This window comes from Tabrizicola piscis (assembly GCF_003940805.1).
In the GTDB taxonomy this organism is placed as follows: Bacteria; Pseudomonadota; Alphaproteobacteria; order Rhodobacterales; family Rhodobacteraceae; genus Tabrizicola; species Tabrizicola piscis.
In genome coordinates this window covers 82,163-103,333 of sequence record NZ_CP034328.1, presented here as the reverse complement: position 1 = coordinate 103,333, position 21,171 = coordinate 82,163, and the positions used below count along the sequence as shown (strand labels likewise).

21 protein-coding genes and 1 tRNA gene are annotated in these 21,171 nt (G+C 64.8%); 7 read left to right on the top strand and 15 right to left on the bottom strand.

What is annotated here, in order from left to right; all coding sequences use genetic code 11:
* Positions 1–58: 58 nt before the first annotated feature.
* From EI545_RS00445 to EI545_RS00395, 11 genes are all read right to left on the bottom strand, one after another.
* Complete coding sequence (locus EI545_RS00445) at positions 59–412, bottom strand: RidA family protein (protein WP_125323598.1); 354 nt, start codon at positions 410–412, stop codon at positions 59–61.
* 57 nt (positions 413–469) lie between these two features.
* On the bottom strand, positions 470–790 hold the full coding sequence (locus EI545_RS00440; protein ID WP_125323597.1) for a hypothetical protein: 321 nt from the start codon (positions 788–790) through the stop codon (positions 470–472).
* A gap of 95 nt (positions 791–885) precedes the next feature.
* Positions 886–959 (bottom strand) — tRNA-Gly (locus EI545_RS00435).
* Between the two features lie 63 nt (positions 960–1,022).
* Positions 1,023–2,690 carry a vWA domain-containing protein gene (locus EI545_RS00430; protein WP_164517166.1) on the bottom strand — a complete coding sequence of 556 codons (1,668 nt, stop codon included), beginning with the start codon at positions 2,688–2,690 and terminating at the stop codon, positions 1,023–1,025.
* 131 nt (positions 2,691–2,821) lie between these two features.
* A complete protein-coding gene (locus EI545_RS00425) occupies positions 2,822–3,376 on the bottom strand; it encodes a fasciclin domain-containing protein (RefSeq protein ID WP_125323596.1) in 555 nt (184 codons plus the stop codon).
* A gap of 107 nt (positions 3,377–3,483) precedes the next feature.
* The gene (locus EI545_RS00420; protein ID WP_125323595.1) at positions 3,484–4,143 is read right to left on the bottom strand and encodes an anti-sigma factor; all 660 of its coding nucleotides are present in this window, start codon (positions 4,141–4,143) and stop codon (positions 3,484–3,486) included.
* Positions 4,140–4,676 (bottom strand): sigma-70 family RNA polymerase sigma factor, encoded by a 537-nt coding sequence (locus EI545_RS00415; protein WP_125323594.1) that lies wholly within the window; start codon positions 4,674–4,676, stop codon positions 4,140–4,142. Before EI545_RS00415 ends, EI545_RS00420 begins: the two co-directional genes overlap by 4 nt.
* Before the next feature lie 57 nt (positions 4,677–4,733).
* Positions 4,734–6,773 carry an ASKHA domain-containing protein gene (locus tag EI545_RS00410; protein WP_125323593.1) on the bottom strand — a complete coding sequence of 680 codons (2,040 nt, stop codon included), beginning with the start codon at positions 6,771–6,773 and terminating at the stop codon, positions 4,734–4,736.
* Positions 6,770–7,162, bottom strand: coding sequence for a cupin domain-containing protein (locus EI545_RS00405; protein ID WP_125323592.1), 393 nt, complete (start codon positions 7,160–7,162; stop codon positions 6,770–6,772). Before EI545_RS00405 ends, EI545_RS00410 begins: the two co-directional genes overlap by 4 nt.
* Positions 7,163–7,255: 93 nt before the next feature.
* On the bottom strand, positions 7,256–7,972 hold the full coding sequence (locus EI545_RS00400) for a hypothetical protein (RefSeq protein ID WP_125323591.1): 717 nt from the start codon (positions 7,970–7,972) through the stop codon (positions 7,256–7,258).
* A gap of 42 nt (positions 7,973–8,014) precedes the next feature.
* Positions 8,015–8,779: an MmyB family transcriptional regulator gene (locus tag EI545_RS00395; RefSeq protein WP_125323590.1), complete on the bottom strand. Its 765-nt coding sequence runs from the start codon at positions 8,777–8,779 to the stop codon at positions 8,015–8,017.
* Positions 8,780–8,912: 133 nt separating this feature from the next.
* Between EI545_RS00395 and EI545_RS00390 the strand changes: the two genes are divergently transcribed.
* Positions 8,913–9,341, top strand: a complete 429-nt coding sequence (locus tag EI545_RS00390; protein ID WP_125323589.1) for an excinuclease ABC subunit A — start codon at positions 8,913–8,915, stop codon at positions 9,339–9,341.
* Here the strand turns inward: EI545_RS00390 and EI545_RS00385 are convergent.
* On the bottom strand, positions 9,338–10,483 hold the full coding sequence (locus tag EI545_RS00385; RefSeq protein ID WP_125323588.1) for a CaiB/BaiF CoA transferase family protein: 1,146 nt from the start codon (positions 10,481–10,483) through the stop codon (positions 9,338–9,340). The genes EI545_RS00390 and EI545_RS00385 overlap by 4 nt on opposite strands.
* Before the next feature lie 95 nt (positions 10,484–10,578).
* Here EI545_RS00385 and EI545_RS00380 point away from each other — a divergent pair, with 95 nt between their 5' ends.
* Positions 10,579–12,387, top strand: a complete 1,809-nt coding sequence (locus EI545_RS00380; RefSeq protein WP_125323587.1) for an ABC-F family ATP-binding cassette domain-containing protein — start codon at positions 10,579–10,581, stop codon at positions 12,385–12,387.
* A 175-nt stretch (positions 12,388–12,562) separates the two neighbouring features.
* Positions 12,563–13,159, top strand: coding sequence for an outer membrane beta-barrel protein (locus EI545_RS00375; protein ID WP_125323586.1), 597 nt, complete (start codon positions 12,563–12,565; stop codon positions 13,157–13,159).
* Between the two features lie 165 nt (positions 13,160–13,324).
* Here the strand turns inward: EI545_RS00375 and EI545_RS00370 are convergent, their stop codons facing one another.
* The 3 genes from EI545_RS00370 to EI545_RS00360 form a co-directional block, all read right to left on the bottom strand.
* Positions 13,325–13,726, bottom strand: a complete 402-nt coding sequence (locus EI545_RS00370; protein ID WP_125323585.1) for a hypothetical protein — start codon at positions 13,724–13,726, stop codon at positions 13,325–13,327.
* Between the two features lie 77 nt (positions 13,727–13,803).
* Positions 13,804–14,757: a TPM domain-containing protein gene (locus EI545_RS00365; RefSeq protein WP_125323584.1), complete on the bottom strand. Its 954-nt coding sequence runs from the start codon at positions 14,755–14,757 to the stop codon at positions 13,804–13,806.
* Positions 14,727–16,139, bottom strand: a complete 1,413-nt coding sequence (locus EI545_RS00360) for a pyridoxal phosphate-dependent decarboxylase family protein (RefSeq protein ID WP_125323583.1) — start codon at positions 16,137–16,139, stop codon at positions 14,727–14,729. The genes EI545_RS00365 and EI545_RS00360 overlap by 31 nt, the downstream gene beginning before the upstream one ends.
* A gap of 166 nt (positions 16,140–16,305) precedes the next feature.
* Here EI545_RS00360 and EI545_RS00355 point away from each other — a divergent pair, with 166 nt between their 5' ends.
* From EI545_RS00355 to EI545_RS00340, 4 genes are all read left to right on the top strand, one after another.
* Complete coding sequence (locus EI545_RS00355) at positions 16,306–16,920, top strand: DUF6778 family protein (protein ID WP_125323582.1); 615 nt, start codon at positions 16,306–16,308, stop codon at positions 16,918–16,920.
* A gap of 183 nt (positions 16,921–17,103) precedes the next feature.
* Entirely contained in the window at positions 17,104–18,528 is a 1,425-nt protein-coding gene (gene cysS, locus EI545_RS00350) for a cysteine--tRNA ligase (protein ID WP_125323581.1), read from the top strand.
* 169 nt (positions 18,529–18,697) lie between these two features.
* Complete coding sequence (cimA, locus tag EI545_RS00345; RefSeq protein WP_125323580.1) at positions 18,698–20,332, top strand: citramalate synthase; 1,635 nt, start codon at positions 18,698–18,700, stop codon at positions 20,330–20,332.
* Entirely contained in the window at positions 20,329–21,090 is a 762-nt protein-coding gene (locus tag EI545_RS00340; RefSeq protein WP_125323579.1) for a phytoene/squalene synthase family protein, read from the top strand. Before cimA ends, EI545_RS00340 begins: the two co-directional genes overlap by 4 nt.
* Positions 21,091–21,171 lie beyond the last annotated feature (81 nt).

Below are 21,171 nucleotides of genomic sequence, written 5' to 3'. Positions count from 1 at the left end.
CATACTGGCGGAAATATCCCACGGGGGTGCGGGGGTGTGAAACCCCCGCTCCAACGGCTCAGCGCAGCGCCGCCGTGACGATCACTTCAACCTTGTAGTCCGGGGTGGCCAGCTTCGCCTCACCCGTAGCGCGTGCGGGCGTGTGACCCTGCGGAACCCAAGCGTCCCAGACCGCATTCATGTGGGCAAAGGTCGAAATATCGGCCAGCCAGATCTGCGCCGACAGGATCCGGGTCTTGTCGGTGCCGGCTTCGGCAAGGATCCGGTCCACTTCCGCAAGGCACTGCCGCGTCTGGTCCGCCACCGAGGCGCCCGGCTGGCCAACCTGGCCCGCGACCCAAAGGATGCCGTTATAGGCCACAGCCTCGGACATGCGGGCGCCGGTGCCGTAGCGGGTGATGTCGGTGTTCATGGAATGCTCCCTGCAGATGTTCGGCGCTTGCTACCCTGTCGCCACAGAAAACGAAAGCTACTTCAACCGCCGGCAGGTGAACTGGTCACCCGTCTTGCCCGAAACCCATGTCATCCCGGTGTCAGTCACCGCCGCCAGCGCGATGACGTAATTGCCGGGAAAGAACAGCGTGTAGTTCCGCCCGTCGCGGCTGACATTTCGGATCGGCAGGGTCTGGCTACCGTTGTTGTAGGTCGTCTCGGTGAAGGTGAAGGTTTCAACCTCACAGTCCCAGGTGCCGACAAAGGGGTAGGGTTCAGCCGGGCCGGGGTCGCTGGCACAGCCGGCCAGCAGGGCGGCACCGCCAAGGGCGACAGCAAGGCGCAACGGGTTCGGCATCAAGGATCCTCCAGCAAGGTGACGTGCAGAAGGCTACGGCCTTGCCAGAGCAAGTCAACGCCAACCAAGCGCCACGTCAACAGGGGGGAAGGATATGGAGCGGGTGAAGGGAATCGAACCCTCGTCGTAAGCTTGGGAAGCTTCTGCTCTACCATTGAGCTACACCCGCGACGCTGAAGGAGGTAAGCCAAGCGCGGTCCAAGGTCAAGCGGCCTTGGACCACAGCAAGGCCTCAGGGCGCTGCGGCGGTCACTTCCACCCGTTCCCCGGCCTTGACTGAAAACGGCGTCTCTGTGCGTCCGGCTGCGCTGTCGGCGGCAACCACCAGGACATAATCCCCCGCGGCAAGCGCGGTTTGCCAAGTTGGGCCATAGGCGTAGCCAAAGGATTTCTGGTTGCCGTTGATGTCCTTCGTGGGCGACAGCACCTCCATGTACTCGCCCCCCGGCGTGGTGAAGGCGGCAATGCCAGCGTCCAGCATTGCCACCAGATCGACCCGTTCGCCCACCTTGGCGGTAAACGGCACCTCGACCTTGACGGCGCCCAGGGTAACCACCGCCACATAGTCGCCCCCGGGCAGGTCGAAGCTTGCGCCCGATCCGTAGGTATAGCTGACGGACTTGCGGTTGCCTTCGATGTCTTTCTTCGCCTCAAGGATCTCGACGAACTGGTCGCCGCCCTCCACCATCAGGCCTTCGGTATAGAAGGCCTCGACCACCGCCAGACCGGTGCCGATGACCAGATCCTTGTCGATCTGCTGGCCTGCGACAAAGGTCAGCGTCTCTTCGACCTTCGCTGAGCCAAAGCTGGCCTGAAGGCTGTACTCCCCGGCCGGAAATACATGCAGCGTCTGGCCGTAACCGGATTCGCCAATGTCATCCGGCCCCCGCACCTCCCAGAAGGCGTCGGTTTCAACCTCGCCGCCCTCATAGGCAAAGAGGCGCAGGTTCAGGACCCCCGCGTTCAGCACCACCACCGGCTGCGCCAGCGCATCGGCGGTGATCGTGACATCCTGTTCGACTTTTGCATCGTCCAGTTCGGTGATCATCCGGTAGGTGCCGGGGGGAACAAGCTCGGTAGACCGGCCGTAAACGGTGATCGCCTCCTCGGCCAGCGACCCATCCGCGCCGATCAGGCGCAGGGTGAAATAGGCATCCTGCACGATCTCGTCCGCCGGTTCGGGCTGCCCCTCGACCAGCGCGATGACCGGATCGAAGTTCTTCTCCAGCGCCACCGGGGCAGGCGCAGGCTCTGGCTTCGGTTCAGGTTCGGGAGCGGGCTCTGCCACTGCCATCGTGATCTTCAACGCACCGGCCAAGGCGCCCGCGTCCGACGCCTGAATGTATTTTCCGCCGGTGTTTTCAGCCAGACAGGCAACTGCGCGGCCTTCTTCCTCGGTCAGGCCGAAGCCGACGACATGGGCGGTGAAGTCCACGCCTGACGCTTCCAGCGCCGCGCCAAGCGCGCAAGGGTCAGCTTCGCAGGTTTCGATCCCGTCGGTGATCAGGATCACCGTCGCCGCCTCTTCAGTATATCGCAGGTCTTCCGCCGCCAGTTTCACCGCTGCCGATAGTGGCGTCTTGCCAAGGAATTTCATCGCATTGGCCGCGTCGATGATCGCCACGGCCGTGCCCGCTGCGGGGGGCACCACAAGCTCGATATCGGTGCAACTGCCCTTTTCGCGGTGACCATAGGCCATAAGCCCAATCTCGGTCGCCGGGTCGATCCCTGACAGCACCGTTCCCAGCGTCTCACGCGCGATCTCAAGTTTCGCCCGGCCGTCGATCTGCCCCCACATCGACCCCGAGGCGTCCAGCACGATGATGGATTGGCCCTCGGCCAAGGCGGGGACGGGCAGGCCCAAGAGCATGGAAATGGTCAGGGCAGAAAACAGGCGCATGAGAATCTCCGATCAACCAATAATTGCATCAACTCTGGCCCATGCCGCCCGACCGATCAAGTCGCGCATGACAAAGGCCGCCGGGCGAGTGACGCGCCCAGCGGCCCTGCCGACCTGCTTTAGGGGACTTTTTACATCGCAGGCAGCAGCACGGTGTCGATGACGTGGATCACGCCGTTCGACTGCTTGACATCAGCGATGGTGACATTCGCCACATTGCCCTGACCGTCCTTGATCATCACCACACCATCCTTGGCCATCATGGTGAACTCGCAGCCGCCGACCGTGGCAACCTTGTGCTCGCCGCCGTCCGCTTCGATCATGCCCATGATGTCGCCAGACATCGCATTGGCCGCCACCACATGGCAGGTCAGGATCTTGACCAGCGTTTCCTTGTTCTCGGGAAGCAGCAGCGATTCAACCGTGCCCGCAGGCAGCTTGGCAAAGGCGTCGTTCGTCGGGGCGAAGACAGTGAACGGGCCGGCGCCCATCAGCGTTTCGGCCAGACCAGCCGCAGTCACCGCTGCAACCAGCGTCGTGTGATCAGCCGAGTTCACGGCGTTTTCGACAATGTTCTTGTCGGCAAACATCTCGGCGCCACCGACCATCGGGTTGGCATGGGCTTCGGCCAGCACGATACCGGTCGACAGCGCAAGGATTGCCGTTGCAAGTTTGAATGCCTTCATGGCGTCAGTCCCTTCAGATCCGGGCGGGCCAGTCCCGCCTCACATCCAAAGCAACGAAGCCGTCTGGGGCGAAGTTTCAGCCACCCCCGACACACACGCGTTCGTGATCAGGTCTCCGCCCCAACTTCCACCGCAAGGATCACCGGGCCCGTTGGCGAGCCGATGGGCGACCCGCCCGCAGGTTCAATGGACACCGCAAGGGTCCAGCCTTCCGGCGGCCGGGGATAGTCCACCACCAGCTCAGCCCGGTCCAGCAGCCCCAGCGAAATCGGCGCTGCTCCGGGGGCGATCAGCCAAAGTTCGTGCACGCGGCCCGCCACAGCCGGCACGCCCGCGACGCGGGTGATCTGCAGCTCGCCCCCGAAATGGCGCACTTCATAGGCCAGCCGCGCATCAGCCGTGGCAAGCACCGCCACCAGCGCAGGCTTGGGCGGCACCAGAGTGGCCAAGCCCAGCAGCACGACCGCCGTCGCAAAGACCGCCCCCGAAACCCAGCGCCAAAGCCCGCTGCGGGACGGGCTTTTCGCCGGTTTCGGGAACAGCCGGGCTTCGATGGCGGGCAACAGGTTCGGGGCAGGGGCCTCGTCAAAACCGTCGTTCAAGCCTTCGAACCGGTTTTCCCAGTCTGCGACCATGGCCGCAAACTCCGGGTCGCGCTTGACCCGTGCCGCTGATGCCGTGCGTTCGGCAAGGCTCTGCACGCCCAGCACATATTCGGCGGCTTCGGCGTCATCTGCGTCACGCGGGGTCAATGGGGCGTCGGTCATTGGTCCAGACACTCCTTCAACCTAAGGAGGCTGCGCCGCAACCACGTCCGCATCGTGTTCAAGGGCACCGCATGGCGCGCGGCAAGGTCCACATAGGACAGCCCGCCCAGATAGGCCCCGCGCACGGCGTCAGCACGCTCGGGTTCAAGGGTGTCAAAGCAATCCGCCATCCGCCGCGCCTCGCCCATGGCGACCAGCCGGGTTTCGGCGCGCGGGGCACTGTCCTGCACCATGTCCAGCCCGTCGTCGCTGGTGGCGTCAGGCCGGGCGCGCAGCCGGTCGATGGCCAGATTGCGGGTGATCGCGATCAGCCAGGTCATACCCCGGCCTTTCGCGGGATCGTACTTTCCCGCGCGCAACCAGACCCGTGTGTAAACCTCTTGCAAGGCATCCTCCGCCTCAGCGCGTTCTCTTACGATACGCAAAAGAACACCCATGAGTTTCGCGGAGGTGTCACGATAGAGTGCACGAAACGCCGCACGGTCCTGCGCGGCGCATTTTTCGATCAGCAAGGCAACCGGATCGTCAGTCATAACTTGACGTTACGGGTTTTCGCTGCAGGCGCAAGCCGCTCATCTGCCGTGGCGACCTTAGCCGCGCCGCCTGCGGCGCCCACCCTCACCCCCGGAACCCGAGGTGTTGAAGCTGACGTCGGGCAGCGTGACGATCCCGGCAAGGTTCGGGAAGGGGTCCACTGCGTGTGGGATGGCGTTGGCATTCACGAAATGCTCTTGAAACCGGGGTTCGATCGCCGTTTCCACCTTGTGGATGTCATGCACCGTCGCCTCGATGCTGTCGCGCGCCGCCACGGAACAGAGCGCAATCCGTGCGCCGGTCCCCGCCGCGTTGCCCGCGCTTGTCACATGGTCAAGGGGCGCATCGGGGATCATCCCCAGCACCATCGCGTGTTTCGGGCTGATATGCGCGCCAAAGGCCCCGGCCAGCGTCACGCGGTCCACCGTGTCCACGCCCATCGCGTCCATCAACAGCCGCGCCCCGGCGTAAAGCGCGGACTTGGCCAACTGGATCGCGCGAATATCGCCCTGAGTGACAAGGATTTTCGGCCCGCCCGCAGCGCTGCCATCGTAAAGCACATAGGAATGGGTGCGCCCATGCGGCTCACACCGGTCAGTGCCAGTCTGGTCCGGGCTGCCGATCAGTCCGCCGGGATCGACCAGCCCCGCCATCCGCATCTCGGCCACGGCTTCGATGATCCCCGACCCGCAGATGCCGGTGATGCCGCTGACCGCAGTCGCCGCGTCAAAGCCGGGCTCATCCGACCAGAGGTCCGATCCGATCACCCGGAACCGCGGCTCCTTGGTCACGGGATCAATCTCCACCCGCTCGATCGCACCGGGGGCCGCCCGTTGCCCGCTTGAAATCTGCGCGCCTTCAAAGGCGGGGCCGGTCGGGCTGGAACAGGCCAGCACGCGGGTCTCATTGCCCAGCAGAAGCTCCGCATTGGTGCCGACATCGACGATCAGCACCATGTCCTTGGATTTCTGCGGTTCTTCCGACAAGGCCACCGCCGCGCAATCCGCGCCGACATGGCCCGCGATGCAGGGCAGGACATAGACCCGCGCGTTGCGGTTCAGGTTGCCAAGGTCCAGATCGCGCGCGTCCAGGGACAGGCTGCCGCTGGTGGCCAGAGCGAACGGGGCTTGCCCCAGTTCCACCGGATCAATGCCCATCAGCAGGTGGTGCATCACCGGGTTGCAGACCACGACCATCTCATAGATTTTGGCCGGGTCCACCCCCGCCTCATCCGCAATCGACTTGGCCAGTGAATTCAACGCCTCACGCACGGCGCTGGTCATCTCGACATCGCCACCGGGGTTCATCATCACATAGCTGACGCGGCTCATCAGGTCTTCGCCGAACCGGATCTGCGGGTTCATCAACCCGCTGGACCCCAGCACGCGCCCATCCGAAAGATCGCACAGATGTGCGGCGATGGTGGTGGACCCAAGGTCCACTGCAAGCCCCAGCAGGGGGCCTTCATGGAAGCCGGGGAAAATGTCCAGCACACGCGTCGCCGCGTCGTGGTTGCCCTTATGCAACACGACCGTCGCTTTCCATTCGCCCTTGCGCAACACCGGCTGCAAACGGCGCAGGACCGACAGGTCCGCCTCAACCCCCTCCACCTGCCACTGCGCGGCAAGCGCGCGCTGCAAGCGTTCGAAGTCGCCGGTCGGCTCGTGCATGTCGGGCTCTTCCACCTCGACGTAGACGGCGCGGGTGGCCGGGTCCATCACCATGACCCGCTCGGTCGCGGACTTGCGGATCACCTGCTTGTGGACCTGGGATTCGGGGGGCACGTCGATGACCACATCGCCCATCACCTTGGCCTGACAGCCCAACCGCCGCCCATCCACCAGCCCGCGAATCCGCTTGTACCGATCCTCGACCGAATTCCATTCGCTCAGCGCGTCAGGGGCGACAGTCACGCCATGCTTGGAAAACTCACCATAGCCCGGGGTGATCTGGCATTTCGAACAGATGCCGCGACCGCCACAGACGCTGTCAAGATCCACCCCCAACTGCCGCGCAGCGGTCAGGACCGGTGTTCCCAGCGCGAACCGCCCCCGTTTGCCAGAGGGCGTGAAGATCACCAGTGCGTCGTCGGTCATTCGGGGCTCTCATGCAGGAAGCGGTAGTGGATGTCGGCAAAGCTGTCGGCGGCGAAGGTGTAGAACCATGTCATCGGGGTCTTGGCCAGAGGCACGCCATGCACGGCCCCCCCGGGGATGTAAAGCGCCACCCCGGGTGCAAGGGAATGCGGCATCCCGTCAATCTGCACTTCGCCCGTCCCGTCCAGCCCGAAATAGACCTCAGGCTCGGCGTGGGAATGCAGCGGGAACGTGTCGCCCGCCGCCATCATCGCCACACCGCAGACTATGCCAAGGCTGTCCGTCGTGGGGGCCGAGATCAACGTGCGAAACCGGATCGTACCGCGTGCCGGGTCATCCCAACACTCGTCCGGCAGGGTGGATGCATCCACGCGGGTGGGCGACGTCACTGCAAAGCCCTCAAAGGTTCCCGGCAGTTGTAGAACTGCGCCCGGTCACAGCAATGCCCGGAAGCGGCACGTCGCGCGCTCATTCCGGCAGGTTCAGTCGCGTTTCCGCCGCGCGGCAGGCTTTGCCTCGATCAAGGTGATCTTCTGCCAGATCTTGCGCGACAGGGATGCCCCCAACACCTCGATGTCATTGACCGCCGAGGCCACACCTTCCTCAGGCACCGCCTGCGCGTAAAGTGCAGCGAGCTTGCCGGTGATCGCCAGAAGCTCCGAACAGTAGTCCAGATACCGCGACAGCGCGACCGCATCCATATCGCGCCGGGGCGACGTGGCGGTGGGCGCGAAATCGGGCGACAGGGCCACCGGGTCCTTGGTCAGCTGGTGCATGTCGATGACATGGATCACCGACCGCAGCGCATGCAGCCCCCGCGCCACCCGACGCCCCTTTACCCGCGCTTCCAGCCGCACCAGCGCCAGAATGCCAAGGGCCGCCAGCAGCAAGGTGTTGATCGCCGCCTCGAAGGTCTCGACCGACCCGATCGCCGCCCGCCCAACCTGATTGAGCGGGATCACCGACCCCACCCACAGAAACACCGCCGCCCCGGCCAGAACCACCAACCCGATCAGGATGCGCAATCCCCAGATCGGGGGTTCCAGCGTCTTCACCTCGGCCGCGACCGTGCGGGACAGCCCGACAACCTCGCGCGCAACCTTGGTCAGGCCACGGTCGGGAAAGCGTTCGGCAATCCGCTGCTCCAGCCGTTCGGCCGTGGCAAGGATCATAGCGGGGTCAAGCGTGCGAAACGGCATGGGCCGCAGCCTTAGCGACCGCCGGGCACAAGGCAAGATGCTTCAGGGCGCAAGCGCCAGCAAAGCTGCCTTGGCATGGTCATCTGCCGGAAACATCAGCTCGATCTTCATGTCCGACAGGGCCACCTCTTCGGCCGCGCCGAACTGGGCATAGGTCGAAAAGAACGGCAGCCGCTGGTCGCCCATCCGGTAGATGGTGGCCAGAACTGCCCGACCCGTGGCCTGCGGCTGACTGGCGGCAATGGCAGGGTTGGCCAACAGCATGGCCACTGCGCGGTCAAGCTCCGCGATTCCGCCTGCCCGCGCGCTTTCGGCCCGTAGGCGAAGGGCGGTGTGGTGGCCAACCTCGACCCAATTCTCGATCAGCGCCGGAAACAGCACCGGATCGCACAGGGCGTCCAACAGGCTGGCCCCCGGGGCAAATCCCGCCGGGCCGAACAGCTGCCGCGCCGGCCCGTTCAACGCGACGATCCGCCAAAGCCGGTCCAGGATCAGCGCGGGGTAGGGGGCGTGCCGGTCAATCGTCCAGTCCATCGCCTGACGCACTTGCGCCATTTCCGCAGCTCCAAGCGGAAGCGACGGGAACTGCGGTGCAAAGCCCGCTGCCGCCAGAAACCCGTTCTGCTCCACCGGCGGCAAGGTCAGCACCCCGGCCAGCCGCAAGACCATCGCGCGGGAAGGCCGCGACCGCCCGGTTTCCAGAAAGGCAAGGTGGCGGGGCGACACCTCGGCCTCGGACGCAAGATCAAGCTGGCTCAGCCGCCGCGTCCGGCGCCAGCGGCGCAGCGCTGTGGGAAAGTCATGCATGGCGGGACCTCTCGGTAAAGCGTGCCACCGACCCTAGCAAGGATCAGGGGGCCAGACACTTACCTTGCAGGGAATTGGGTCACTTCTGCGAACCGGGCTATCCCGGCACTGCACCATATGAAGGAGACGTGCCATGACCCGTGAACAAACAACCCTGCGCCTTGCCGCCAGTGTTCTCTTGATCGGCTTCGGCCTTGTCAGCGCCCTGTCGGCCTATGCGCCACTCTCTGGCCCGATGGGTGCCGTGCTTGATGCGGTCTTCTGGCCGGTGGACGGGGGCCAAGGTGCGGCGGCCAGCGAAACCCGGCTTCTCATGGCCATCATGGGCGGAATCACCTTCGGCTGGGGGCTGATGATCTGGCAACTGGCCGGCGCACCCCTTGCCCGCGACCCCGAGGTGATCCGCCCGATCCTCCGCAACGCCGTGATTGGCTGGTTCGTGGTCGACAGCGCGGGGTCCTTCTTGGCCGGGGCACCGCTGAACGTGGTGGCAAACGTGCCCTTCGCGGCGATGTTCCTGATCCCGCTGCTGACCGCCGCGCGTCCCGCCGTGCAGTCCTAGGCCTTGCCAAGCCAGGTCAGAATCCGGTCCCGGTCGCCGTCCAGCGCCGGGACCGGGCCACGTTCGGCAAGCTCGGGCAGGCTGCTCATCTTGATCGGGTTGCCGGGTGCCGTGAACCCGGGCCCGCCAGGCTGTGGGGCGACGGGCACAACCATGTTGCGCGCCAGAATCTGCGGGTCCTGCAGCACTTCGGCCATGTCCTGCACCCGCGCGGTGGGCAAGCCCGCCGCCTCCAGCACCGAAATCCAGTGACTGACCGTCTCGCCCAAGGTCACCGCTTCCAGCAACCGCTTGAGCAGCATGTGGTTTTCACACCGTGCGGCATTGGTGGCAAAGCGCGGGTCGGTGGCCATATCCAGCCCCAAGGCCTCACACAGCCGGGCAAAGATCGCATCATTTCCGGCGGCAATCACGACAAAGCCATCCGCCGCACGATAGGTGGAAAACGGTGTGATCGTCGGATGCCGCGCGCCCGTCCGCCCGGGTGGCACACCCGTGGCGCTGGTGATAGCCACCGAATGTTCCTGAATGGCCAGTTGCGAATCCAGCATCGCCACATCGACCATGGCACCCTGTCCGGTCTTTTCACGCTCATAAAGTGCGGCCAGAATCCCTTGGGCCAGGAACATCCCCGCCACGATATCGCCAATGCTGGCACCCACCCGGACGGGCGGCCCTCCAGCCTCACCGGTGATCGACATCACGCCACCGCGCGCCTGCACGACCATGTCATAGGCGGGCTTCATCGCATCCGGCCCGGTCTGCCCGAACCCGGAGACCGAGGCATAGACCAACCGCGGATGCCGTGCATGCACCACCTTCCAGCCATAGCCAAGCCGGTGCATCGCGCCGGGGCGGTAGTTTTCAATCAGCACATCCGCCCGCGCCAGCAGCGCCTCAAAGGTGATCCGGTCGGCATCGGCCTTCAGGTCCAGCGCGATGGATTGCTTGCCTGCGTTCAGCGTGGCGAAATAGGCGCTGATCCCGTCGACGAAGGGCGGAAAGGCCCGCGTGTCATCGCCCACCCCGGGCCGTTCCACCTTGATGACCCTCGCGCCCAGATCCTGCAATGTGTGGCTGGCAAAGGGACCAGCCAGCACATGCGTAAGATCCAGTATGGTTATCCCATCCAGCGGTGCCATCCTATGTGCCTTTCTGCAATCTACCCCTGACAGCATGGCAGCTTGCGAACCGCCGGGCGTTGACGCGGATCAAATCCCCCACTACCTCGCCCCCCATGGCACGCGCACCCCTCCTTCAGCTTTCCGGCATCTCGCTCACTTTCGGCGGCAACCCGGTTTTCGATGACCTGACTCTTGTGGTCCAACCCGGCGACCGGGTGGCCCTTGTCGGCCGCAACGGTTCTGGCAAATCCACGCTGATGAAGGTGATGGCCGGGCTGGTTGAGGCGGACCGCGGCACCCGAACCGTCGCCCCCGGCACCACCGTGGGCTATATGGAGCAGGACCCGGACCTGTCCGGCTTCGAAACCCTCGGCGATTTCGCCGCCTCCAACCTGCCCGACGGCATGGAATACCGCCTTGCCGTGGTCGCCGAAGGCCTCAAATTCCGCCCCGAAGCCCCCGTCGCCACTGCCTCAGGCGGCGAAAAGCGCCGGGCGGCGCTGGCCAAACTCCTCGCCGAAGCGCCCGACCTCATGCTGCTGGACGAACCCACCAACCACCTCGACATCCAGGCGATCGAGTGGCTGGAGGAAGAGCTTTCCACCACCCGCACCGCCTTTGTCCTCATCTCGCACGACCGCGCCTTCCTGCGCGCGCTGACCAAGGCCACCCTCTGGATCGACCGGGGCGAGGTCCGACGCCGCGAATCCGGCTTTGACGGGTTTGAAGACTGGCGCGAAACCATCTGGGCGGAAGAGGACGAGGCCCGCCACAAACTTGACCGCAAGATCAAGGCCGAGGCGAAATGGGCCGTCGAAGGCATCTCCGCCCGCCGCAAACGCAACCAGGGCCGCGTCCGCGCGCTGGCCGACCTGCGCGCCGAACGCTCCTCGCAGATCCGCCGTCAGGGCACCGCCGCGATGGCGCTGGAAAGCGGCCCGACCTCCGGCAAAAAGGTGATCGAGGCGCAGCATCTGACCAAATCCTTCGGTAACAAGCACCTGATCCGCGACTTCTCGCTCCGCATCCTGCGCGGCGATCGGGTGGCCTTTGTCGGCCCGAACGGGGTCGGCAAGACCACGCTTTTGAAACTCCTCACCACCGAACTGGCCCCCGATGCGGGCAAGGTCACCCTCGGCACGAACCTTGAGATTGCGGTTTTCGACCAGTCCCGCGCCCGTCTCGACCCCGACGCCACGCTGTGGGACAACCTGACCGGCGATCCCCTGATGCGCGTTTCCGGTGCCGCAGACCAAGTTATGGTGCGCGGCACCCCCCGCCATGTCGTGGCCTACCTCAAGGACTTCCTCTTCGACGAAGCCCGCGCCCGCGCCCCTGTCCGCAGCCTGTCGGGCGGCGAAAAGGCCCGCCTGCTGCTGGCCAAGCTGATGGCCCAGCCCTCGAACCTCCTGATCCTTGACGAACCGACGAATGACCTCGACGTCGAAACCCTCGACCTCCTGCAGGACATCCTTGGCGACTATGACGGCACCGTCCTTCTCGTCAGCCACGACCGCGATTTCATCGACCGCATCGCCACCGCCACTGTGGCGATGGAGGGGCAGGGCAGGGCGACCGTCTACCCCGGCGGCTGGTCCGACTATGCCCGCCAGCGCGCCGCCCCGGAGGAGGCTGCAAAGCCCCCAACCAAATCCGACGCCCCCAAAGCCGACACGTCCAAACCCGCCGCCCCACGTCAAAGCGCCCTAAGCTTCACGGAACGCAAACGCCTTGACGATCTGCCGTCCCAGATCGACCGGCTGGAGGCCGAGATCGCCAAACTCGCCACCCTCTTGGCCGAGGCCGACCTGTTCACCCGCGACCCGGTAAAGTTCCGCAAGGCGACCGCGGCGATGGCCGAACGTCAGGCCGCCCTCACCGCCGCCGAGGCCGAATGGCTGGATCTGGCTGACCGCGCGTAACTTTGTTTTCCCGGCGACAATCGGCCAAAATCGCCGAACCCGTCGGCACATCTTCGCCCGTGCCCCACACGCCTAATCACCCTGCCGTGAGGCGGCATTGTACCTGGGTCCGGCAATCCCCATGCCTTAGCACAGCCGCTTGGTAAATCCCGAGCCGCACATGCAGGAGAATATCATGAAAAAAATCGCAGCAGCCTTGGCTACCCTTGCCTTCGTTACCCCGGCCTTCGCCGGCGGTCCGGTCGAACTTGCCCCGGAGCCGACCGTCGAACCGGTTTACGCCCCCGTAGCACCTGCTTCGCTGGATTGGTCCGGCTTCTACGCCGGTGCGCAGTTCGGCTATGCCGACATCGATTCCAATGGCAGCGGCCTTGACGGCAATGGCTTCCTTGGCGGTGTGCACGCCGGTTACCGTTGGGACTTCGGCAGCTATGTTGCCGGTGCCGAACTGGACTATGACTCGGCCGACATCGATCTTGGCGGCACCACCGGTACGCTGGACGACGTTGCACGTCTGAAGCTGATCGGCGGCGCTGAATTCGGCAACAGCCTGATCTACGCGACCGCAGGCGTTGCCCGCGCCAGCGCGTCTGTCCCGGGTGCCGAACTCAGCGACAATGGCTACTTCCTTGGCGCCGGGATCGACTATGCCGTTTCGGATCGCTGGACTGTGGGTGGCGAATTGCTGCAGCACAAGTTCGACGACTTCGACGACACCGGCGTCGATCTGGACGCAACCACGCTGAAGGCCAAGGTCGCCATGCGCTTCTGATCGGCAACGCCTTGATTTCAGGGGGTGAAAGCCTCCTGTGTTATGGCATCGCTTGTCGACGTCCCCTTCCCCTTGCGGGAAGGGGTTGGGGATGGTGGGCCTCCCCGCTCACCATCCCCGCCCATTCGAAGTGACCAAAGTCTGTCACAAAGTCTGTCACGGGGATCAGCGACAATCGCGCGTCGGCTGCAGCAGAAACTGGCGATCATCGCCCCGCGTCCGCTCCAGCGTGACAAAGCCACGCTCGCCCTCGAACCCCATCCCAAGGCTGGAAACGCTGACCAGAACCGCGCCACCCTTGGCCGGGGTCACGGTAAAGCCGCTAGCGTCCCCCTCCATCCCGCAATACAGCGTGTCAGCACCGTTGTTCTCGCAATAGCCCAAGGCCAGCAAGTGCTCGCCCGGCCAGTCCTTGACTGTCAGCGTCACCCAAAGCTGCAGCCGCGGGTCGGTGCCAGTGCCATCGGCCGGGGTCAGGGCGATACTTGTCACCCGTTGGGCCGGATGATCGGCCAAATGCGCAGCCGAATAGTCGCGGGCATAGCAGGTCGCTCTGGTTGGAAACATCAGGTCTTGGGGGCTTTGGGCCGCAAGTGGAACCGCCGCAAGGCACATGAAGGTCACCCCCCAAGCGCCTACCTTTCCTACCATTTCCCGCTTGCCCCGCCGCCCGAGGATCGCCCGCCGCCAAATCCGCCACTGCGGCCGGACCGTCCGCTGCTGGATGACCGGTTGCCATCCCGGCTCCGCGATGACCCGATCGACTGCATCCGCCCGACTGTAAACGACTTGCGGTCCACATAGCCGCAGCTTGAACAGGACAGATGCTCGATCCCGGACCCGCTGCTCATCACTGTGGCCGGATCAATCACTTCCCGCGTACGGTTCAGCGTCGCCTCACCGCAGCGCGGGCACAGCTTCTTGGACCGGGCAGATCGCCAGATCATCAGCAGCAGCCCGGCGCCAACGGCACCGGCACCGCCCAGCCAGGGGGCAATCCCCGGCTCCTCCTGCTCGAATCCTTCCGTCAGCGTGACCGGTCGGCCTTCCAGAAACGGCGCGATCAGCCTGTCACGAGAGGATGCGATGCCCGCCTCGATCCCCGCAGCCAACTGGCCCTCGCGGAACGCAGGCAACACGGCAGTTGACAGCACCCGCGCGGCCCGCCCGTCATAAACGGCGTCATACCCCGACCCAAGCGCTATGCGCACCTCGCGCGCTTCGGTGGCAACCAGCATCAGGATGCCGTCATTGCGCTCGGCATCGCCAATGCCCCAGTTGTTGAACAACGCCTTGGCATAGGCATCCAGCCGCATCCCCGCGCCGCCATGGGCCGCGATGTCGGGCAGGGTGACAACCACCATCTGCACACCGGTTTCGGCACGGGTGGCGGCGAGCAATCCGGCAATGCGCGCTTCGGCCACCGGATCAAGCACATCGGCAAGATCGGTGACCGTGTCGCTTGCCGGTTGCGGCAGCGCCAGACCGGGGGCAGGCTGGCTTTCGGCGGGTGGCGGGTCAGACGTCTGGGCGTAGGCCCCCATGGAAAAAGCCAGGGGCGCCAGCGTCACGGCAAGGACGAGGGCTCTGAAGGACATGATGCAAGCAATTCTTTGATTGTTGTTGCAATCAGCATGACATCTTCGTGGCAACAGTCAAATGATCCGACCTGAACCCGGATTGCAAAGCGCCCATCGACCTTGGTCTGGGTCAGATAGATGCGTCCGTCGTCATTGATCCGGGCCAAAAGCGCCTCGGTCGCGGTATTGTCGTCCAACGCGAAACTGAACAGCGACAGCCTTGGTTCGGTAACGATTCTCACCCCCGGCAGCGTGGCGATCTGGTCGCGCGACTCAGCAGCCCAGGCGACGTGATTCCTTATGCGTGTCCGCAGCCCTTCCAGCCCATAGGCCCGCAGCACGAACCACAGCTTCAGCGCCCGGAACCTGCGGCCCAAAGGCACAGTCCATTCGTTGAAGTTGACAATCTCCTCCCGCCCCGCCGTCTCAAGATAGGTCGGCCGCAAGCCCAGCGTGCGCACCTGCGCGCCCGGGTCCTTCAGGAACTGCACCGAACAGTCGAACTGCGCCCCCAACCATTTGTGCGGGTTCAGCACAACCGAATCCGCCCCCTCGACCCCATCCCAAAGGTCGCGGAACTCCGGGCAGATCATCGCCGACCCCGCCCAGGCCGCATCGACATGCACCGGCACGCCCTCGGCCTGCGCGGCGGCGATGCACTCGCCAATCCGGTCGAAGGCCCCCACGCTGGTCCCCCCAGCGCAGAGGATCACGCCCGCAGGCAGCATCCCCGCCGCCCGGTCCGCAACAATCGCCGCCCGCAGCGCGGCACCGGTCATCGCCCGGTCGCCGTCCACCGCTACCTTCACCAGATTGCGCTGCCCGATCCCCGCCACCCGGATCGCCTTGTCCACGCTCGAATGCGTCTCGGCGCTGGCGTAGAACCGCAGCACCGGCCCCCCGGCCAGGCCCTCCTCCAGCCCCTGCCACCCCAGCGCCCGTTCCCGCATCGTCAGCACCGCCGACAGCGTCGCCGTCGTCGCCGTGTCATGGATCGTGCCGACAAACCCCTCCGGCAGACCCACCGCCTGACGCAGCCAGTCGACCATCACCTGCTCGATCTCGGTCGCGGCGGGCGAGGTTTGCCAGATCAGCGCATTGCACCCCATCGCGTTGACCAGCTGTTCGGCCAGCATCGACGCCGGGGCCGCATTGGCCGGGAAATAGGCGAAGAACCGGGGGTGCTGCCAATGCGTCATGCCCCCCGGCACGATCCGCTCGAAATCGTCCCAGATCGCCGCCATCGGCTCGGCCGTCTCGGGCGGGCCTGCGGGCAACTGCCGCGCCACCGTCCCGGGTGTCAGCGGCGCGCGCACCGGCCGGTCCCGCAACCCCGCATGATAATCCGCCGCCCAATCCGCCGCCCGCTTCGACCACAACCTAAGGTCTTCATGGTCCATGCTCTTCTCCCGCCCCACGTTTATTCCGCCTGCAACTGGGCATGATCGGGGCAAAACGGCAAGCTTCTACCCTGTTCCCGACACGCTGCCTCCTTGTTCCGGCCAAGGTGAGTCCTTAGGGATTCCCCCCTAATGTCAGGAAATTCCTGCTTCCAAGAGGTCCCTTATGTCCATTGTCCGCCGAACCGCCCTGTTTGGTTTGACCGCACTCCTGCTGTCCGCCTGCGTCGGCGGCAGCTTCAAGACCGAATATGATCCGCTGCCTGCCGACGTCACCCGCGCCTGGCGGTTGTCAGCGGTTCAGGTGAACGTGCCCCGCACCCTTGTGGTCTCTGAAGCCAAGACGCTGCTGCCCAAGGCGGACATCGTCTGGCGCGAAGATCCGCTGGGCGACCGCTACGCCCAGGTTGATACCATCATGACCGATGCGATCACCCGTGGCGCCCAAGGCCTGCGCGGTGGGCGGCCGGTCATCATCGACGTGACGGTCACCCGCTTCCACGCCCTGACGTTCGAAGCCGAACTGCGGGAACAGAACTGGGGTGTCCACAACATCAACTTCACCGCCCAGGTGGTTGACGCCCGCACGGGCGAGGTGCTGATTCCCGCCACGGCGATCCGGTCGGAACTGCCTGCGTTGTCCGGCGAACAGATGCGCGAAGCCCGTCGCAACGGCCAGTCGCAAAAGTCGATGATCACCAACCACGTCGCGCGGACCGTGGCGGGCTGGCTGGCCATCGGCCCCGACAACCGGGGTGAGTTCAGCCGTCAAGGCAACTGACCTGCGGCAAGGCTTGCACGGGGCCGTGGCCCCGTGCTACGCCGCCCGCATGACGACATTGCGCAACATCTCCATCTGCTGCATTACCCGCTGACCTAAGGTCACGCGGGCGCTTCGTCATTCCCCTTGGATGAAAAGCCGGTCCCGCGCAGGATGACTGCCGCTTGGCTAGGGACGACTGACATGGTGACGATCCGCCTGACGAACTCGAAGACGCGCAAGAAGGAAGACTTCGCGCCGATCGACGACAAGAACGTGCGGATGTATGTCTGCGGCCCCACCGTCTATGACCGCGCCCATCTTGGCAACGCCCGCCCCGTGGTGGTGTTCGACACGCTTTACCGCCTGCTGCGCCACGTCTACGGCCCGGACCAAGTGACCTATGTCCGCAACTTCACCGACGTTGATGACAAGATCAACGCCGAGGCGCTGCGCCGCCAGAAAGCCGGCAGCCCCGGCACGCTGGAAGACCTGATCCACCAGCGGACCGAGGAAACCATCGCCTGGTATCACGCCGACATGGACGCGCTTGGCGCGCTGCGGCCCAACCATGAACCCCGCGCGACGGAATTCATCGCCCAGATGATCGCGATGATCGACGGGCTGATCGCGAGCGGTCATGCCTATGAGGCGAACGGCCACGTCCTCTTCCGCGTCCGCAGCTACAAGGACTACGGCAAACTCTCCGGCCGCAGCATCGACGACATGATCGCCGGCGCGCGGGTGGAGGTCGCGCCTTTCAAGGAAGACCCGATGGATTTCGTCCTGTGGAAACCCTCCTCAGGCGAAGAACCCGGCTGGTCCTCTCCCTGGGGCAAGGGCCGCCCCGGCTGGCACATCGAATGCAGCGCCATGGCGCATGAGCTTTTGGGCGAATCCTTCGACATCCACGGCGGCGGGCTGGACCTGCAATTCCCCCACCACGAAAACGAAATCGCCCAGAGCGCCTGCGCCCACCCCCACGGCGACTTCGCCCATTACTGGCTGCACAACGAGATGCTGCAGGTCGAGGGCAAGAAGATGTCCAAAAGCCTTGGCAACTTCTTCACCGTGCGGGATTTGCTGGATCAGGGCATCCCGGGCGAGGTGATCCGGTTTGTGTTCCTGATGACGCATTACCGCAGTCCGATGGATTGGACGGCAGAGAAGCGTGTCGTCGCCGCCACAAAGCTGGAGGATTACCTCGTTCTAGGTGAGCGCTTTGCCGATCTTGGCAAAGCAAGGCAAACCGCCCCTGCAAGGGAAGTTGTCGATGCGCTGGCCGACGATTTGAATACCCACCTTGCACTCTCAGAAGTCGACCAATTGTTGGGCAACGCACGGTGGAATGAACTGGTTTCGACGTTGGATTTTCTGGGTCTGATCCCGTTCGAGCGTTTCGATGAACGGCGCGAGTTGCTCAACAATTCAGTAGTCTTTCTGAACCAACTATCAGAACACCTCGTTGAAGTGCGGCAGTCTGCCATGACCTCCAAAGACTTCTCCGCTGTCGACGCGCTGAAATCCGCCCTGATTGCCGCAGGCGTCGAGGTGCGAATGTCCAAGGCAGGAGTCGAACTCGTCCCCGGCCCGAACTTCGACCCCACCAAACTGGCGGCCCTCCAGTGACACCTCACACCCCCCAAATTTCTTCGAAGAAATTTGCAAAATCCTTCAAAGGGTTTTGGTCATCAGCCACAAAGTCGGTTAAGGCAACATTAACAGACACGCTTAACCCCTTGAAATACATACCACCGCAAAGTGTCCCCGCCCGGGACACCCCAACCGGACCCACCCCATGACCCGCCAGCGCCTGTACCTTTTCGACACCACCCTCCGCGATGGCCAGCAGACGCAGGGCGTCCAGTTTTCCGTGGCCGAAAAGGTCCAGATCGCCCGCGCCCTCGACACCCTCGGCGTGGACTATATCGAGGGCGGCTGGCCCGGCGCGAACCCGACCGACAGTGATTTCTTCGCCGCCCCCCCCGAAACCCGCGCCACGATGACCGCCTTCGGCATGACCCGCAGGGTAGGGCGGTCGGCGGAAAACGATGACGTGCTGGCGGCGGTCCTGAACGCGAACACCCCCGCGGTCTGCCTTGTCGGCAAGACCCACGAATTCCACGTTACGACCGCCCTCGGCGTGACCCTCGACGAAAACCGCGAGGCCATCGCCTCCTCCATCCGCCACCTCGTCGCCAAGGGCCACGAGGCGCTGTTTGATGCGGAACACTTCTTCGACGGCTACCGCGCCAACCCCGGCTACGCCCTCTCTTGCCTGCAGGCCGCGCTTGAGGCCGGTGCCCGTTGGGTCGTCCTGTGTGACACCAACGGCGGCACGCTGCCCGCCGAGGTGGGCCGCATCACCGCCGAGGTGGTTGCCGCCGGCATCCCCGGCGACCGGCTGGGCATTCACTGCCACGACGACACCGGCAATGGCGTCGCCAACACCCTTGCGGCGGTCGAGGCTGGGGCGCAGCAGGTTCAGGGTACGCTGAACGGCCTTGGGGAACGGTGCGGCAATGCCAACCTGACGACCCTGATCCCGACGCTGCTGCTCAAGGAACCCTTCGCCAGCCGGTTCGAGACCGGCGTCACCCCGGAGGCGCTGGCGGGCCTTCTGAAGACCAGCCGCATGCTGGACGACATCCTGAACCGCGTGCCCTTGCGGTCGGCTGCCTATGTCGGCGCGTCGGCCTTTGCCCACAAGGCGGGCCTGCATGCCAGCGCGATCCTGAAGGACCCGACGACCTACGAACACATCGACCCGGCGCTGGTGGGCAACGAGCGGGTCATCCCGATGTCCAACCAGGCCGGGCAGTCGAACCTGCGGGCAAGGCTTGAGGCGGCGGGACTCGTGATTGACCCCAAGGACCCGCGCCTTGGCCGGATCATCGAGGTGGTCAAGGATCGTGAGGATCAGGGCTATGCCTATGACGGCGCGCAGGCCAGCTTTGAACTCGTCGCCCGGCGGGAACTGGGGCTTTGCCCCGAGTTCTTTGAGGTCAAGCGTTACCGTGTCACCGTGGAGCGGCGGAAGAACAAGTATGATCGCATGATCAGCCTTTCCGAAGCGGTTGTGGTGGTCAAGATCGGTGAGCGGAAGATGATGTCGGTCAGCGACAGCATGGATGAAGCAGGCGGTGACCGTGGCCCGGTGAACGCGCTTGCCAAGGCTTTGGCCAAGGATCTTGGTCCCTATCAGGCCTGCATCGACGACATGAAACTGGTGGATTTCAAGGTTCGCATCACCAACGGCGGGACCGAGGCGGTCACGCGGGTCATCATCGACAGCGAAGACGGGCAGGGGCGGCGCTGGTCCACCGTCGGCGTCAGTGCCAACATCGTCGACGCGAGTTTCGAGGCCCTGCTGGACGCGATCCAGTGGAAGCTGATCCGCGACATCGGCTCACCCGTTGGGTCGGCGCCATGACGATCGCGGCTTGCGCGGCATTGGTCGAACGGGGCGACCCCGACCGGTTCCTTGCCGTGATGGCCGCCCCTGCCGATGTCCGCGCCCAGCTTTTCCCGCTGTACGCCTTCAACATTGAGATTGCCCGGACCCCTTGGGTCACCGAGGAGCCGCTGATCGCCGAGATGCGTCTGCAATGGTGGCGGGATGTGGTGGACAACGCCGCCTCGGGTGCCGCGCGGGCGCATGAGGTGGCGGGGCCGCTGCATGATCTGATCCGCGATTTCGGCCTGCCGGTGGAGGTGCTGGACCGGCTGATCGCGGCGCGGCGCTGGGATATCCACCGCGAGCCGCATGAAAGCCCTGCCGCGCTGGAGGCGTATCTTGAGGACACCGGCGCGGGTCTGATGTGGTTGGCGGCAAGGGCGCTTGGCGCGCCGGAAACGGCGGAAGAGGCTGTGCGGGCCTATGGCTGGGCCGCGGCGGCGGCAAGCTATCTGCGCGCCCTGCCAGAGTTGCAGGCACGAGGGCGGCAGCCACTGCCGGACGGGCTTGGCGCACGCACGCTGGCCGAGATGGGCCTGGCCAAGCTGAAGGCGGCACGGGCAGGGCGCAAGACGGTGCCGAAAGACCTTGCCCCGGCGCTCTTGGCGGGATGGCAGGCGGAAATGATCTTGAAACAAGTGGTTGCGGGGCTGTCTTCCGAAACAGCTCCGCAGGTATCCGAATTCAACCGGCGTGGGCGGCTGCTTTGGCAAACCGTTTCGGGGCGCTGGTAGCCGGGGTTACGGGGTTTTCAAAAACCCCGGTCCGGAGCCTTTGAAGGCTCCGGTGCGATTTCTTTGAAGAAATCGCTTGGG